At 39.8% G+C, this 15,939-nt stretch carries 14 protein-coding genes; 6 read left to right on the forward strand and 8 right to left on the reverse strand.

Features of this window, described 5'->3' with window-relative positions; translation table 11 throughout:
• The first annotated feature begins 41 nt into the window (after window positions 1-41).
• Together V7K79_RS09535 and V7K79_RS09540 are read left to right on the forward strand one after the other, a co-directional pair.
• Window positions 42-986 (forward strand): iron-siderophore ABC transporter substrate-binding protein, encoded by a 945-nt coding sequence (locus tag V7K79_RS09535; protein WP_335046934.1) that lies wholly within the window; start codon window positions 42-44, stop codon window positions 984-986.
• Window positions 987-1,223: 237 nt separating this feature from the next.
• On the forward strand, window positions 1,224-1,883 hold the full coding sequence (locus V7K79_RS09540; protein WP_335046936.1) for a hypothetical protein: 660 nt from the start codon (window positions 1,224-1,226) through the stop codon (window positions 1,881-1,883).
• Here V7K79_RS09540 and V7K79_RS09545 read toward each other — a convergent pair.
• From V7K79_RS09545 to V7K79_RS09565, 5 genes are all read right to left on the reverse strand, one after another.
• Entirely contained in the window at window positions 1,880-3,496 is a 1,617-nt protein-coding gene (locus V7K79_RS09545; RefSeq protein WP_335046938.1) for an NAD(P)/FAD-dependent oxidoreductase, read from the reverse strand. The two genes, V7K79_RS09540 and V7K79_RS09545, sit on opposite strands and share 4 nt — an antisense overlap.
• Before the next feature lie 213 nt (window positions 3,497-3,709).
• Window positions 3,710-5,197 carry a helix-turn-helix domain-containing protein gene (locus V7K79_RS09550; RefSeq protein WP_335046940.1) on the reverse strand — a complete coding sequence of 496 codons (1,488 nt, stop codon included), beginning with the start codon at window positions 5,195-5,197 and terminating at the stop codon, window positions 3,710-3,712.
• A 292-nt stretch (window positions 5,198-5,489) separates the two neighbouring features.
• Window positions 5,490-5,699, reverse strand: a complete 210-nt coding sequence (locus V7K79_RS09555; RefSeq protein WP_335046942.1) for a hypothetical protein — start codon at window positions 5,697-5,699, stop codon at window positions 5,490-5,492.
• 265 nt (window positions 5,700-5,964) lie between these two features.
• Complete coding sequence (locus V7K79_RS09560; RefSeq protein ID WP_335046945.1) at window positions 5,965-6,447, reverse strand: hypothetical protein; 483 nt, start codon at window positions 6,445-6,447, stop codon at window positions 5,965-5,967.
• 129 nt (window positions 6,448-6,576) lie between these two features.
• On the reverse strand, window positions 6,577-7,032 hold the full coding sequence (locus V7K79_RS09565; RefSeq protein WP_335046946.1) for a CAAD domain-containing protein: 456 nt from the start codon (window positions 7,030-7,032) through the stop codon (window positions 6,577-6,579).
• 677 nt (window positions 7,033-7,709) lie between these two features.
• Between V7K79_RS09565 and V7K79_RS09570 the strand changes: the two genes are divergently transcribed.
• The 4 genes from V7K79_RS09570 (at window position 7,710) to V7K79_RS09585 (ending at window position 10,475) form a co-directional block, all read left to right on the forward strand.
• Window positions 7,710-8,588 carry a DUF2382 domain-containing protein gene (locus tag V7K79_RS09570; protein WP_335046948.1) on the forward strand — a complete coding sequence of 293 codons (879 nt, stop codon included), beginning with the start codon at window positions 7,710-7,712 and terminating at the stop codon, window positions 8,586-8,588.
• A 357-nt stretch (window positions 8,589-8,945) separates the two neighbouring features.
• A complete protein-coding gene (locus tag V7K79_RS09575; RefSeq protein ID WP_335046950.1) occupies window positions 8,946-9,155 on the forward strand; it encodes an acetyltransferase in 210 nt (69 codons plus the stop codon).
• 293 nt (window positions 9,156-9,448) lie between these two features.
• The gene (locus V7K79_RS09580; protein WP_335046952.1) at window positions 9,449-9,886 is read left to right on the forward strand and encodes a hypothetical protein; all 438 of its coding nucleotides are present in this window, start codon (window positions 9,449-9,451) and stop codon (window positions 9,884-9,886) included.
• Window positions 9,887-9,953: 67 nt separating this feature from the next.
• Window positions 9,954-10,475 carry a hypothetical protein gene (locus V7K79_RS09585; protein WP_335046954.1) on the forward strand — a complete coding sequence of 174 codons (522 nt, stop codon included), beginning with the start codon at window positions 9,954-9,956 and terminating at the stop codon, window positions 10,473-10,475.
• Between the two features lie 136 nt (window positions 10,476-10,611).
• Here V7K79_RS09585 and V7K79_RS09590 read toward each other — a convergent pair whose 3' ends face one another.
• The 3 genes from V7K79_RS09590 to V7K79_RS09600 form a co-directional block, all read right to left on the reverse strand.
• Window positions 10,612-11,637 (reverse strand): S66 peptidase family protein, encoded by a 1,026-nt coding sequence (locus V7K79_RS09590; protein ID WP_335046956.1) that lies wholly within the window; start codon window positions 11,635-11,637, stop codon window positions 10,612-10,614.
• A gap of 603 nt (window positions 11,638-12,240) precedes the next feature.
• A complete protein-coding gene (locus V7K79_RS09595; protein WP_335046958.1) occupies window positions 12,241-12,849 on the reverse strand; it encodes a hypothetical protein in 609 nt (202 codons plus the stop codon).
• Between the two features lie 516 nt (window positions 12,850-13,365).
• Window positions 13,366-15,846, reverse strand: a complete 2,481-nt coding sequence (locus V7K79_RS09600) for a dynamin-like GTPase family protein (RefSeq protein WP_335046961.1) — start codon at window positions 15,844-15,846, stop codon at window positions 13,366-13,368.
• Window positions 15,847-15,939 lie beyond the last annotated feature (93 nt).

The following is a 15,939-nucleotide window of genomic DNA, read 5'->3' on the forward strand; positions in this document are numbered from 1 at the left end:
AATGTTTTGTCATATCCCTGCCCCTTTTAGGGTTGCTTGCTATGGTAGTGTGGCTAAACGGTTGTTTCTTTTTTAATTACCCAAAAGTTAGCGATTCTAAGAGTATTTCTTCTTTAAGTCAGGTTCGAGTAGTTCAGCACTTAATGGGTAAGACAATAGTTCCTGCTCATCCTCAACGAGTTGTTGTGCTTAGTGGTCGTTGTTTAGAAAATGCTTTGGCATTGGGGATCAAACCTATAGCTGCCTCAAAGTTATTTGTCTCACAATTGCAGCGATTAGTAGGCCCGCTATCAGGTATTGAAGATGTAGATTGGCTCTCTCCTAGTATCGAAAAAGTCTTGTTTCTCAAACCAGACCTAATTCTTGGTATGCATTTTCATCAAGATATTTATCCACTGCTATCACACATTGCACCCACTGTTTTGGCTCCTCCTGGAGCCAGTGGAGCTTGGAAAGAATCTTTTGCTTTCACAGCCCGTGTTCTGGGTAAAACTAAAATAGCCCAGCAGGTAATGGATAATTATTATGCACGTTTAAAACAGTTTAAAGCAAAAATGGGCGATCGCCTGAACACAACTTTAGTCTCGGTTGCCGAATTGCGTACTGATGCACTTTGGCTGTGGGCGAAGGCAAGTTTTCCAGGAGTTATTCTTAAAGATGCGGGTGTTGCACGTCCTTACTCTCAAACTTTAGATAGTCAAGCAACCCTGAGTCTAGGGGGTGGCCCTGCTGCATACGCTTTATCAAACGAACTCTTGAGTGAGTTAGATGGGGATATTTTATTTCTAGTATCAGAAGACGCACTGGGTAAAAGGGATTTACACCAAATACTTGAGCAACTGAAAGCAAAACCGTTGTGGTCAAAGTTGAAAGTTGTCCAACAGGAAAAAGTTCATGAGGTGGGGTTTTACTGGGTTCAGTTTGGCCCCCTTGCAGCCAATCGGATGATAGACGATTTGGAGCGATATTTAGTTAAACAGCATTGAAGAAGAATTCAGAAGTCAGAATTCAGGAGTCAGAATCAATTAGTGGCGGGTTTGAATCCCCTACTAATTGTTCGCCCTTGGCGTTCCCGAAGGGTAGACTATTAAATCTTCGATAAGCGTGGGGGTCTTAAACCCATTTATTCATCCGCCAGTCGCACAGAATTAAATTCTGAATTCTGGCTCCTGACTCCTGAATTCTGTTTTGATAAACTATTTGAAAGTTTTTGAAGAGGGATTATGTTGAACTTGAGTGCAATTAGTAATGCAACTATGCAGTCAATTCCTTATAAATGGATTGTATTTGAAAACTTGCTTGACACTTCAGTACAATCTGAACTAGCAAATAGTTTTGCTACTACAAACTATAAAGAATATCATGCTAGAGACTTTGAGCCAGATGGATACCCGGAATATACGTATGATGACTACAGGTTTTTTGCTCGCTGCATTCTGGATGAAAGTAAGTACAAAGGTTTACAAGATATCAAGGATCTGAGTCTTAGTTGGCAAAGATTGATTGAACAACTTCTCACTCCTGATTATCGAGAGGCAATGGAGCATCTTACTAATTTGGATTTGAAAAACCATTCACTAACAATTTATTTAACACGACATGATTTAGGATTCTGGAACCGTCCTCATACAGATATCCCGCGTAAACATGTAACTCAACTTTTCTATTTCAATGAGGGATGGAACCCAGAGTGGGGAGGGTATTTTCAAGTTCTTAAAGATAATCAGACTACTTCTGTAATTCAAGAAGTTCCACCATTGCCTCAATATTCAGTTGCTATTGTACGTTGCGATCGCTCTTGGCACATGGTATCTCCTATTTCTTTGAATGCAACTCAACACCGTTTGCATCTACAGACTTGCTTTTGGCTACCAGAGTCTTAAGCCGTTCGATAATTTCTCAAAATACTTAAAGCCACCGCCTCCGCTACCTTAATTCCATCGATACCTGCTGAGAGAATTCCCCCCGCGTATCCCGCACCTTCACCAGCTGGATAAAGACCGACTGTATTTAAACTTTGACAATCTTCTTGGCGTTTAATCCGAATTGGTGATGATGTGCGGGTTTCTACTCCAGTCAACACGGCATCATCCATCGCAAATCCTTTAATTTGTTTGTCAAAAGCGGGAAGTGCTTCACGGATCGCTGCGATCGCATAATCTGGTAAACTCTGACTCAAATCACCCAAATGTACCCCTGGTGTATAAGACGGCTTAACAGTGCCAAATGCTGTAGAAGGACGATGATTGAGAAAGTCTCCTACTAATTGCCCTGGCGCTTCATAAGTGCTACCGCCCAACTCAAATGCTCGTTCTTCCAAGCGCCGTTGCAAGTCAATTCCCGCTAAAGCGTTGCCCGGATAATCTGCGGGGGTGATGCCCACAACGATCGCACTATTGGCATTGCGTTCATTGCGAGAGTATTGGCTCATCCCATTGGTGACGACTCGGCCCAGTTCAGATGTGGCTGCAACCACCAAGCCCCCCGGACACATACAGAAACTATAGACAGAACGACCATTTTGACAGTGGTGAACCAGTTTGTAATCGGCAGCACCTAAAATCTTATGACCCGCCTGAGCGCCGAAACGACATTGGTCGATGAGAGTCTGGGGATGTTCGACGCGAAAGCCGATAGAAAAAGGTTTCGGCTCTATGTAAACTCCACGATTAAATAGCATTTGGAAAGTATCGCGGGCGCTATGACCTACTGCAAGAACCACATAATCGCTGGCGATATATTCCCCACTAGCGAGGGTAACTCCCCGCACCTGTCCGTTTTCGATGTTGATATCTTCCACCCGACTTTGAAAGCGAATTTCACCGCCAAGAGATTCGATTTTCGCACGCATACTTTGGACGATTCCCACCAGTTTGAAAGTGCCGATATGCGGTTTGTTGATATAGAGAATTTCCGGTGAGGCTCCCGCATTCACTAGTTCGGTTATTACCTTACGCCCATAATGCTGAGGATCTCTAACCTGACTGTAGAGTTTGCCATCAGAAAATGTACCCGCCCCACCTTCGCCAAACTGGACATTGGATTCTGGGTTGAAGTCTGATTTTTTCTTCCAAAAGTTAAAGGTATCAACGGTGCGATCGCGGACTTGTTTGCCACGTTCTAAAATGATCGGACGGAATCCCATTTGCGCGAGCATCAAACCCGCAAACAATCCACAAGGCCCAGTACCAATGACAATGGGGCGAATCGTCAAATTCCTCGGTGCTTGTGCCACTGGGCGATAACCCATGTCTGGCGTGACAATCACATGAGGATCTTTTTTCAGGCGCTTGAGTAAATGAGTTTCCTGAGTCGTTTCTACATCCAGAATATAAACAAGGGTAATCTCTCCTTTCTTACGGGCATCGTAGCTACGCTTGAAGATGGAATAGTTGATCAATTCTTGGGGCGTGATTTGTAGCTTTTTGAGGATGGCAGTTTTAATCTCATCTTCAGGATGATCGAGCGGGAGCTTTACTTCTGTTAGGCGTAACATAGCGAGGAGAAATTCATACTATCTTTCAAAATATTAACAAGATAGGCAGGAGGCAGGACGAATACTGCCTTCTGCCGAAACCTTACATGAACACTGACTTTTCACGTCATGGAAAAACCTACGAAAAACCTAACCCCCCTCCCGATGCAGTTACAATAAGTAATAATACGTAGCAAAAATTACCTCATAGAAAAAAGAAAAGTTTAGTTCAAATCAATACCTGTTAAGGTTTAGTTCTAGTGTATTGAGCAACTTGGGCAAGTCCTTTTGAGAAACCTGACGTGTACCCGTCTCGACTGCATCAACCCAGGAAACGCTTTTCCCCATCGTTGTAGCGAAAAATGCTCTAGACCAGCCTTTTGCTTTTCTCGCTTCTCTGATCGCATTACCTGATACAGGCTGGATATTGTTTGCACTTAGCTGATTCGAGTCCAGGGTCAAGCGTTCCTGTACTTCTGCTGGTAAATGAAAACGCCATTTAGAATTGAGTATTTCACTCCAATAACCTATAGGTCTTTTAGCGCTTGTGCTGCTTGTTAACCAAGCTGGGCCTGTTTCCAGTTCTGCTTGCCATCCGGTTTCTTTGACAACTTTCAAGTCAGTTTCCAAATCATCAGCCATTTGCCGTCTAAGCTGTCTGTCTTGCTCTGCTGTTGACACTTTGTCTGCACCGTAAGCAATCTCCATCAGAGTCTTGCCCATTACACAATCCTGGAATTCCGGTTGGATTTGGAAGGTTAGCCAAACTAGCATTCTAGCCGCGCCGGCATTTTGTTTACCAATACTAAATAGTTTCTGTACGGTTTTCTTGGTAATAATTCCAGTGTGGTAGTGGTATTTAGATTTGTTGAGGAAGTATTTTGTCCATACTCCAGCTTGACCTATCACCTTTAAACCCACTAGCTTATTATTGCCAGCTTTATCTGTTTCAAAATCTCGTATTATGCTGATGTCCCAAATCTTTAAATCAGCAACAGTAAAAGCTCCAGCTTTCTCCTGTTTAGGCCATGCAATACAAGCTAGTACCTGAGCAGGTTGCCGTAACAAGTCGTATAAAATACTCAATTTTTCATGCTTGCATAAGTCCCTGCGTTTCACAAGCCCTGTGTATTCAAATAGTTGCTTATCATCAATTACAAAATTGCCTGACCAAGGTTTATCTAAGCTAGCTACTAAAGCACAGTAAATCAGGTGAATAGCACAGGCTCTTGGATCAAATTGGTCTATAACAACTAAAGCTGCCTCTTCTGCCAGAGTTTCTGGTTGTGGAGTTTCGGAATTATCTGTTACATAATAAAAGATTTTTCCTTTTCCAGTTTCAGCTTCTTTTTCGTAACTAAAAGTATTATTTACTTGACTTTTCCACGACAGATTCATTTTTTGAGATAAGACTTCAGCAACTCCATACAAAACTAGCGACAAGGCAGCAACATTAGTCTTACTATCAGGAAATAAAGAAGCTTTTTTGAATTGCCGAGGTTTTGCTGAATACTGGTAATTTAATAGTAAATTTTGCTCATCTTTATTAACTCTGTCTTGAAGAGGAATTTGCTTTGATAATTGAGTAGTTGGGTCTTTTAAAGATTCTTCATCAAGAGCAACATTAGTTTCCTTTGAATTTGAATTACGGGAAATGGTAATTCTCATTACCTGGTGAAATAGATGCAGAAGTTTACTATATAATGTTTGTGCTTGTTTCATTTTTATACAAATCTGCCGATCATGTAGGTAATTTACAATGATGAAATAAAGCCTGAGTTTCTTCTACTTGACCTTGCTAGAATAAACTCTCAGCCGCTTTGAGTCGCTTTAAACAACCACCAACAATGCAAGATATTTGACACCAGGTGATACCAATCTAATAAAAAGTGGTCAAGTAAAAAACTAATTTTTACTTGACCATAATTATCAGTGATGAGTTCAAGCTTTCACTGATTGTAATTACTAATTACAAATTATCAATTACGAATTACAGCTTTGCTGCTTGACGTTACTAGCGGTACTGTTGGTCAGCAGGATCTTTATACGGGTCTTCGCTAGTTGGGCGGATATTACCATACTGCCTGGAATTTCCTTGATTGCCTCTTTGCATTAACTTTTTGACAGCTAGAGCCGCGATACCAGCGATCGCTCCCTTAGCTAATGGATTACTCATAATGTTACCACGTTGACCACCGCTAAAGCTCCCCGCAGCACCACTCATAATTTGACTGAGTATATCTGGTTGTTGCTAGTGAACCCGGCCTGGCGTTTGAGCAAGATAATTTGGGTTTTGAAAGCGATCATCTATACCATCTTGGTTTAGATCGGGAAAATTTAAGTTTGAAGAGCGCGAACAAACTGCATCCGCTCTTGTGGTGACATCCGACAAAAGGCTTCTTGTGCAGATTCCTGAATATATGAAAAAAAGTTTCTATTAAAAAATAGAATGACGGTTAAACGCCATCTATTTATAATATGTACAACAATTAATTTGTTGGAACAGTACCTTCACCCAAACCCCTTAAGTCTCGCCCTGTGGGATTGTTATTATATCCTTGAAAGTCCCGGTATTGTTGTGCCTCCTCCTGTGGAACACGAATGCCCTCTTGTGGCGCTGTCACCCAGACAGGGCGACGTTGAGCATCTCGATAGTAAACACGCCCATTCTTAGAAAGGTAGTATTTCCCCTGCGCTCCTGTTCCTTGGGCATTCTTCCGCTGATTGTAGAGGTAGAAAAGTCCAGCGGCTCCTGCCAAGATTGCCACTTTCTGCCCTGTACTCAATCCCCTCCTAGCTTGGGGTTGATTTACGGGGGCGGGATTATTTAAATTTCTACCAACACTATCGTCAACTGGAGGTGGCGCAGCATTTCGGGAACCTCCGCCGCAGCTATTAAGCAACGGGACTGTTAGCAATGTTGAAAGAAATACTGTTGTTGTCAGCGAAGCTAATCTATTTGTCTTGATCATACATTTTCTTTTCCTGCTAATTTAGCTGAAGTGGTATAAGAGTCTACAGTTCTATACAATGGTCAAGTAAAAAGCCGAGTTTTACTTGATCGAAAGTTCAAATACACTGTATTCGCCACTATACTTTAGTTAGCTTAAAGTCTGTGATTCTTCTTTGCCTAGAATTTGTTTTTTAAGCAAGCGAATTTCTGCTGTAAATTCTTGCCGAGTGGAATCTTTGAGCAAATAGCGGGAAGTAAACCAAATTGTGTAACCAAGTCCAATTAATTGGAGAAATGGAGAAACTAGTGGAATATCATTTATTGCGTTGAGTACCGCTAGAAAAATTCTTAGTGCTGTAACCGTTATCACAAGCAAAGCAAAGCTGATAATCGGTAGTTTATATTCTTGGTAGAATCTACCTATGTACTCAGGTATTTTTGCCAAAAATATAGAAATCTGTCTACCAATTCTTTGCCATTGTTCTTCATTTTCTGAGGCGGGTGGCAACATTGCCAGGTTTCCAGACTCTGAACCTTTAAGTGCTTTTATCTGGTTTTCGGAGGCAGTATCGACATACTGCTGTTGCTGTAATTCTGTATCCATAATTATCTCCTGATTTTCTGCAATGAGAGCAGTTTTAAAGTTTACACTTAGCCACAATTTATCAACTTATGCAGCGCTTGTTCTGCATCCCAATGATGAGTAAATACGCCTATAGCACGCTGATGTACACTTAAGTCCATTATTTATCCTTATTGCTCCTTAGCAGCACAGGTAAATATTTGTTTGCAATATTAGGACTTTAATCATATTTAGTCATTTTTAGATTTACTTATCATCAATCTTTTGGAATAAATTCTGTTTTCAATAAGAGTGATAAAGCAAGCATTACAACTTCAGGCAATAAATATTTAAGAATGTGAGGATATTTGATTTAAGTGTAAGGTATTAAGAGACATATTAAACTAGCTAGGTTTGATAGTATGTATCGATTTAGCTAAATTTAGACTTGAAATCTACTGCTAGTAAGTAGTCACAAAAATGCTAGAGACTAGTCACGAAAGTTATAAAGTTTTAGTTATAATCAATCTCATCGAGAGTAATACATCAATACTAAAAACCTTATCCTATCTCATACTTTTGGGTTATAAAACTATATTTAATTGCTTCGATAGATGAAATATCAAGATGATTGAAGTCAATCCTCGGACAGAAGATTTATCTAAACTAAATTGTGTAATTTATAAAAAAGACACAGCAAGATTTTAAGGAATAAAAGAATGCCACTCCAGAAAATAAGTGAATTTGATGCAGACTACCATAATACTATTGAAGGCAATGACATCAAAGGAATGGGTGTCTATGTTCAAGGAACTGATGAGAAGATTGGCACAATAAATGATGCTGTAGTAGACGACCAAGGAGCGTTCCGCTATTTAATTGTTGACTTAGGCTTTTGGATTTTTGGCAAGAAAGTCTTATTACCAGTAGGAAAATCACGTATTGATTCTACAGCAAACCGTGTATATGTCGTTGGTATAACAAGAGAGCAAGCGGAAAATTTACCTGAATATCAAGAGCATACAACACTTGACTATGACTATGAAGAACAGGTGCGTGGAGGATATCGTACACCGTCTGTAGAAAGTTCAGCTGCACTAGGATCGACAGTTGGTCGTACTACTCCAAGTCCTGACAACTACACCTACGCAGATGACACGGATCTGTATGATGTCAGCGCTCACGAAGACCAAACCTTCAAACTCTACGAAGAAAGGCTGGTTGCCAACAAACAGCGCCGGAAAACTGGAGAAGTGACAATTGGCAAGCATGTTGAAACAGAAACTGTAAGAGTTTCTGTTCCAGTGGAAAGAGAGCGAGTTGTGATTGAGCGAGTTACTCCTCAAGATGCAGGCAAAGTTGTCTCTGCTGAAACAGCTAACTTCCGCCAGGGCGAAGTAGCACATGTGGAACTCTATGAAGAAGTTGCTGATGTCCAGAAAGAAGCTTTTTTACGGGAAGAAGTCAGAGTCCAAAAAGTTGTAGACCAAGAAACTGTTGAAGTTCAAGAGACCATTCGCCGTGAAGAGTTAGACGTTGATGCTGAAGGTCGTACTATTGAGGAAAAAACTGGTAAGTTGCCCAAAGACCGTATTTAAAAAGGCTGCTTTTAGCTTTCATCTCTTGTCAGACAGCACAGAGATTCTAGGCTGAATCTGGAATCTCTTCAAAGCTTTTCGGCATTTTTGTGATCGAGCAAATGTATTTGCTTTCTGTATGCGTTTGCAAGAGTTGTAGAGATCCCCAATTAGATTTAATTTATCGATTTAGCTACAGGAGAGACTTCTTCAAACCAGAAAGTGTAAAGTCTGCGTTGGCTGAACTTGTCGGTACATTCTTTCTGACGCTTGCTGCACCCTTGGGTGGTACACCTTATGCTGTTGGGCTGACACTATTAAAAAGAATGCATCAGTAAGTTAAACCTCAAACCTCAAACCTCAAACTTAAGTTTTGCTATGTTACTACAAGATAAACAGAACGGCAATTTAGTAGAAATCCTCGACATTGAGGCACTGTTTAGCCCGAAAGAAACTACTGTCAAAGGACAATATCAGGTGGGAGAAGAAGAACAAGATCCAGAATCTTTTGAGAAAGGCAAATTAAATTTTCCCTCTGGTGAGAACTTGCCACAATGTTGGATGGATCCAAATTACAAAAGCGCTTGAACATCTACTTAAAATTCATACCATGTATGTTTTATTTTAGGCTATAGCTTATTCAAGTAATTACTCAAACCTCTATAACAATTCTAAATGATTTATGAACTTTTCTGTTTCTCCTGTTGGCTCTCTTCTCTAACGAGACGCTCTGCGTACCCCTACGGGGAAGCAAGCTACATCTAAAGAAAGCGGTAGCCTGCGGCAAGCTGCCGCGCGTCTACGATAATTTTCATAACTCAAATAGGATTGCTATAGCCTGGGATTGTGGAACTTCCAACTTACTTTTTTAGGAGACAATCGTGAATATGATTCAACAGTTTCGCAAAATTTTAACGGCTTTAGTCTTGGCTTTAATCTTGACCACGACTGTTGCTTGTAACGCAGTCGTTGAAGCTAAACAACCAACTCAATTATCACCTGGAATCAGTCGTAGTGGCGACTATGCCTTGTTAGAGCGTGGTAACAGCGTACAGGGTCAAGATTTTGGGAACTGGGTTATTGGTACAGCAAAGGGAATTGTCCAAGATGCTTATGTGCGTGACAATAATAAGTTAGGTATCGTGATTACGCCTCAAGTTCGTCCGACGGAAGTACGACCATTAGCAAAATCGTTACTCCAAGGTTTTCACAAGAATTTCCCTAATCAAGACTTAACAGTTTTGATGTATGCACCAGATAAAAAACTGATTTTGACGAGTCAGTATGATGTGCAAACAAATAAAATTGAGTACAAATAATTACTCAATTTTCAAAAGTTCAAAAAATGATTTACCTTGATTTAAAGTAGAAAAGGAAACAATTAAAATGAGCAGCAGTGACAAGTATAAACGCGAAATTCTCAACGAGTTGGCTCATGGTAATACAGAGTCTTTAGATGATGTTTCATCTGACCCAACCAAGGAATACCAAAATTTTGATGATTTTGCTCAACGCTCATCCCACGAAGAACGTCGTCAATTATTTGGTCGGTCTTTCAACCATAACAGCATTCCTCCCAGCCAGATGGAGCCAGAATTGCAGAAGGCGATCGCTCAGATTAAACCTAACGAGCGGGATGATGTCGCACGGTCATTTTTCAAGCACTTAAAGCAAAGAGGTCTAGACGAGCGCCATCTAGAGAAAGACTTGGGACTTTCTACCCATAACCCTAACCATCTGAATGCAGATGACCTGAGCAAACTTGCATCTTTCACATATCATAGCCATCCTGATATCTTCCGAGAAGTGATGGCTGAACAACCAGCGATTCTTAAGTTTCTCAGTAATCCAGTTGTGGGAGCAGCTTTAGGAGCGATCGCCTCTAAATGGTTTGGTGGTCATAAGTAAGCATTCCCAAACTTGATACACATAGGCAAAAAGGCAGTGAAAGCCTTGATTTATCCGTAGGGGCAATTCATGAATTGCCCCTACATTTTAGATAAAATATGAGTCACTATTTTTATATTCTAACCTCCTACCTCCTTCACACAAGGCTAACAGCCGCCTCTAACATTCGTATTGTCCCAAGTTCAGCATCTATTTCCACTTCTACACCGATTGGCAAGGTAAATTTATCCTTAATATGACCAATCATTGAACCGTACCAAGCAGGAATACTTAAAGGAAGTATGTGTTGTTGCAATACTTGCATTAATGTAAAAGATGGTTCATCTCCAAGACTACATTTAGTACATTGCCCAAAGATAAAGCCAGCAATTTGATTAAGTATCCCAGCAGTTTTTAACTGTGTCAGCATCCTATCTATACGATAAACATCCTCGCCAACTTCTTCCACAAACAGGATGCTTTTGTTCCAAGAAGGTAGGTAAGGTGAACCAACCATCGCTGATAGTACTGATAAGTTTCCACCCACAAGCTTACCTCTGGCTTTTCCCGGTGCTATTATCTCCAACCGCACTTCGCTAGGGTTGAAATTTTGCATAGTTACAGCTTCACCATTAAATAGGATGCGTTTAAAGTAATCCACTGTAAACTGATTCCAGGTAGACGTAGCAACTGGCCCATGAAAAGTAATCATTTGACTACGGGCATTGATTGCCAACAACAGAGTAGTAATATCGCTGTACCCGATGAGAATTTTCGGATGGGAACGAATCAGCGAGTAGTTAAGTAAGGGTAAAATGCGATTGCAGCCCCAACCACCACGCATGGGAATAATTGCTTTTATAGTGCGATCGCTAAACATCAAGTTTACATCATCGGCGCGATCGGCATCTTTACCCGCTAAATAGCCATAACGGTCTAAAATATGCCTCCCTAGCTTGACTTTTAACTTTAACTGTAAAATTGACTTCTGCGCTGCTTCGATGTCTTTGGCGTCAACGATACCCGCAGGGGCGATTAATCCTATGGTATCGCCCACTTGCAGGCGGGGCGGCTTACGGATGGTATTTGGGGGTAGTTTACCTTGGGCGGTAAATGATGGTATTTGGGTAGCTAAGGTAGTTAGTCCACAGGTTGTAAGAAATTGCCGACGCTTGATAATCATAATTCATAATTATTTATAAATTATGAATAAGGTTAACTCTTAAAAAACACATTTTATAACCCATTACCAGCAATACTTTCAGAAAATTCCTCAAAATGTGTTTCTTTCATATTTTGCTAGTAGCGATGGTGTAGCGTGCCGGAGGCATTCGCCGCTAATTGGAGGCTCATATCATTTCCGGTTAAAGACTTATTATTAAGACCGCAGGGGAGCAGGGGGAAAGAGGTTTTCCTGATTTTTGCACAGATGCAGCGAATTATAACTAATTGGGCGGACATGATATCCATCTTGCACCTATCAGGGGAAACCACTAATGCACCAATAAGCGGTGAAAAAAAGCGACTGGTTTTAGACTATAGTCTAAAACCAGTTGTAGAGAGAATTGGACCTATAAATAAATCGCATTTGGGTGAGAAATAGTTGCCGAGGAGAGTTCTCAGTTGAGAATCGCAGAAACGGCAGATATGACAGATAGTCAACTGGGTCAGGACTTAGGCAAAAAAGTTCTGAAGTAGCGGTAATTCATGAATTACCGCTACGATAAATCAGATTTTTGAGATAATTTTGCGTAAGTCCTATCAATGCAAAATTATTTAATTTCTATTACGTTGGTATTGTAGTGCTGTAATAAAGCCAAATATAGTCCCCCTTTGCTCCTTGATTTAAGTCTTGGTAAATGGGTATCCATCCGGGGATATTTGGAGGAGAACTTTGGTTACCAGCAATAACTAGAACATTGATAATAGGTGGCTTATCAACTTCTCCTGTTTTCCACGCCAGATAAATATACTTACCACCTGCTCCTGCATTTAAATCTGACGGATCCCAAGACCACCCAGCAGGGGGATTATACTGTGGAGTATCATAAGCTTTAACATCTACAGAAGTAACAGGAGGTAGTCCACTTATGCCTTGATACTCAAGATAGATATATCTTCCTTTAGCTCCTTTATTAAGGTCTGTTGGAAGAATATTCCATCCTCCATCACCAATAGGACCTCGCTGATTAAGAGTCTGAATTTTAAATTGAGTTATTGGTGTTGGCTGATTCGTGTTTTGTGAGATGTAGTAGGGCTTCTCCGACCCCAACTTATTAAAAGCAAATTTTGCCACCTCCGCTTGCACCTTAGTTAGAAAACTTAACGGCAAAAAAACGGTAGCAAACATTGACACCAGAAAAACAGCAGTTAATTTTCCACTTTTCATTTTCATCGGTTATTCCTTACATAAATACACTGATTAATTATTCAAAAGCTGATCAGATACGTTTAGCTTAGAGGCTGTTTCTAAACAAATGTAAAGAGTAGTAACGCAGCGATTGCATCATTGGAATTATGGTTCATCTGATGTTGAAACACCTCATAACACCTCAATCCAAACCTTTATAATCGTTTAAAAACAGCCTTTTAGAAGTTGTTTAAAAAGTGTAAGCTTGAGCCTTAAATGCAACTCAGAGAAGCGAACGCAAGTCCCAGATCCCCCATTATGTCGTTCAACTTCTCAATAGCTAGAGTAGTCAAACATACTTGGATGACTTTTCAAACATTCTCTTAGGCTTCTGCTTGAAGTCTTTAAGAATAGATTGCTTCACGTATTTACACTGAATCATTTTCTCCAGAAACATTACTGTTAAATGCTGCTAAATATCCAGCTTCTTAACAAAATTATACAATAAGAGGCTATTTGCAATAAGTAATAGTATTTAAAATTTTGTTGAAAACGTTAATACTAAACCTCTGCTACTTCATGAACTAAACCATCTGAGTTCACCAATCCATTTCTAGCAAATTTGCTATCAATGTCTAATGAACCAGGGGTAGCATATATAAAATCTGCATTACCAATTACAGGCAAAAGATAGTCAGATAATTGCATCGCCTGTAAACAACTATTGATACTAAAAGCTGCTGAATTATATGCTGCAATATTTTCTTCAAGAACACTCAATAATCGTTGATTATTCGCAATTTTTTCTTCAGCTTCTTGTTCCAATGTTTTCTCTAAATAAGCACGCGCCTGTGGATATTGCTGCAAAATTTCATCCGCCTGCTGATTTGCCATTGGTATCAATTGAGTTTTGAGAGTTTGATTTATGGTTTGACGGAAAGATTTACGAATAGTGTGGGAAACTTTTGGTTCAAAATCTAATTTTAATAACTGCCTAATTGCTGGTTCTGCTTCCACAATACTTTCAGCATCGTAACCTTGAGAAGTTTGTAATAGAGTTTGGCGAAATTGATATATGGAAAAAGTGCCTTCATCATAGAATCTGGGACTTTCTCGCACGAAGCGATCGCACTCTACACTAGCTGCACTCACTAATGCTTGAGTAACTACTTTTTCTACAGTTTTTATTTCTTGTTCAATTCCACCATCATTATCTAATAAACGATACAATTGGCGATAATATTCTGACTTGCGAATCTTTTCAATCAACCGTTGAAAATAATTTGCAACTATTTGCTGAGAAGATTCAACCAAAATATCTTCTAATTGATTTGCTAAGTAATAAAATGCCTCTACTAAAATAGCAATTAAAGGTGCGGTAGCGTTGCGAGGATGGCTGATGGTTGCACGTCGATAAGCATAAGCTACAGAAAAAGTATCTAGCAATTCATCTAGACGACGAATCATTCGTGATTGCAATTGCTTAAAATCTGCTTCAAAAGCATCACAATAATTATTAATTATATGATTAATTTCTTCTGTAATATGTTCGCTAAATTCCCTACCAATTTGCTGTAGTTGCTGATTTAGGTGTTGCAACTCTTGCGCCTTCATCATCTCAATTTCTTGGGGCTGACTATCTAACTCGCGTTGGGCGCTCTGATAATGTTTTTTGAGCTTAATACAAACATCTTCCAAATCATCAGCAAGATTTTTAAATAATTGGGGACGCTTTTCTTCTGTAAGATAGCGAGTAATAGCTGTGCGAAATTCCTCAGTACCACTATCTTTAATTAGCTGTTCTATAAGTTCATTTCCCCAATCTCCTAAAATCCGCACATAATTTTGATTTGGAGTTTCATAGCCGTTAACAGAAACACGGAATTTAGTGGAAGACAGCTTTCCTGAATTTACACAGTAGTTATTAAACGCATAGACAAATTGTGGTGTTTCTTCTTTACCATTTAAACCTTTAATACTTTCTGCAAAAACAGAATTTAAACCAAATCTATCTTGTTGGCTTGTTTGTTTAATCTGACTACCGTAAAATCCTAATAATCCACTCGTTTTATAAACCTTGTTTGAATTGTGAAACTGTCCATTAATTAAATCGTCTAATCGTTGCCGTAGTTCGGTATTATACCAAGTTTCATCGATCCGGTTAAATACATAGAAAACGCGATCGCGTACTCCCGCATTCTCCCGCATTAATTCCAAAAGTTCTGTTTCTTCTTTTGTCATCTCACCCGCCGAAGCAGGTTTTAGCACACACACCACCGCCGAAGTATCAGGGTGTTGAATTTTGGCGTAAGTTAGCTGTGCATCTTTCTCTACTGGTGCATCTATACCCGGCGTGTCAATAATTACATTACCATCTTGTAGCAGAGGATGATTACAGTAATATTCTATCCGCTTCAATACGGCACTATTACTACCACGACGGGCATATCCAGCCGCTTCCTTGAGATTGGAAAAGTTAAATTGCTCCATTGAATATGTAGCATTCATCACCGTATTGATGCGATCGCGGTTTGCTATATATCCTTCTACTAACAACATTAACGCCTTCGCCTGTTTTGCACGTTCTGATTTACTCTCACCACCCTCCTGCTGAATAATTGCTTCAGAATATTGACGTAGCAAGTTAATTAAATCGGGTTGATTGATATTAGGTATTGTCTTAAATCCTAATTGCTGACACAAAGAAACTACTTGTTCCCGAATTTCTGCTTCACTTAAAAACGTCAAAACAACACGTTCTTTATCTACTTCTGCATACTCGATTTTGCATTCTGTACCTGTAGCGTGTCCCTCTGCACTGTAGAGTAATTCCCTTTCTAATAGTGCATTAATTAGCATTGATTTCCCGGCGCTAAATGCACCTGCAAACACAATCTCAAACTTGGGAGAAATCGCCTTACTTAAAGAAGTTCGTACAGATGTAATATCTTGGGAACGTAGCGTTGATTCTTGTTGTAAAAGTTGTAATATAGATTCAACCTGCTCTTTCAAATTTTTGCATTGAAGCGGCATATCTGACATATTCAGCATCCTGATAATATTTATCTATATATTAGTAATATTTATTGTCTTGATGGTTCAGTAAAATTCCTGAGAATTTTTATGCGGTTTAAC

This window comes from Nostoc sp. (assembly GCF_036917575.1).
GTDB lineage: Bacteria > Cyanobacteriota > Cyanobacteriia > Cyanobacteriales > Nostocaceae > Nostoc.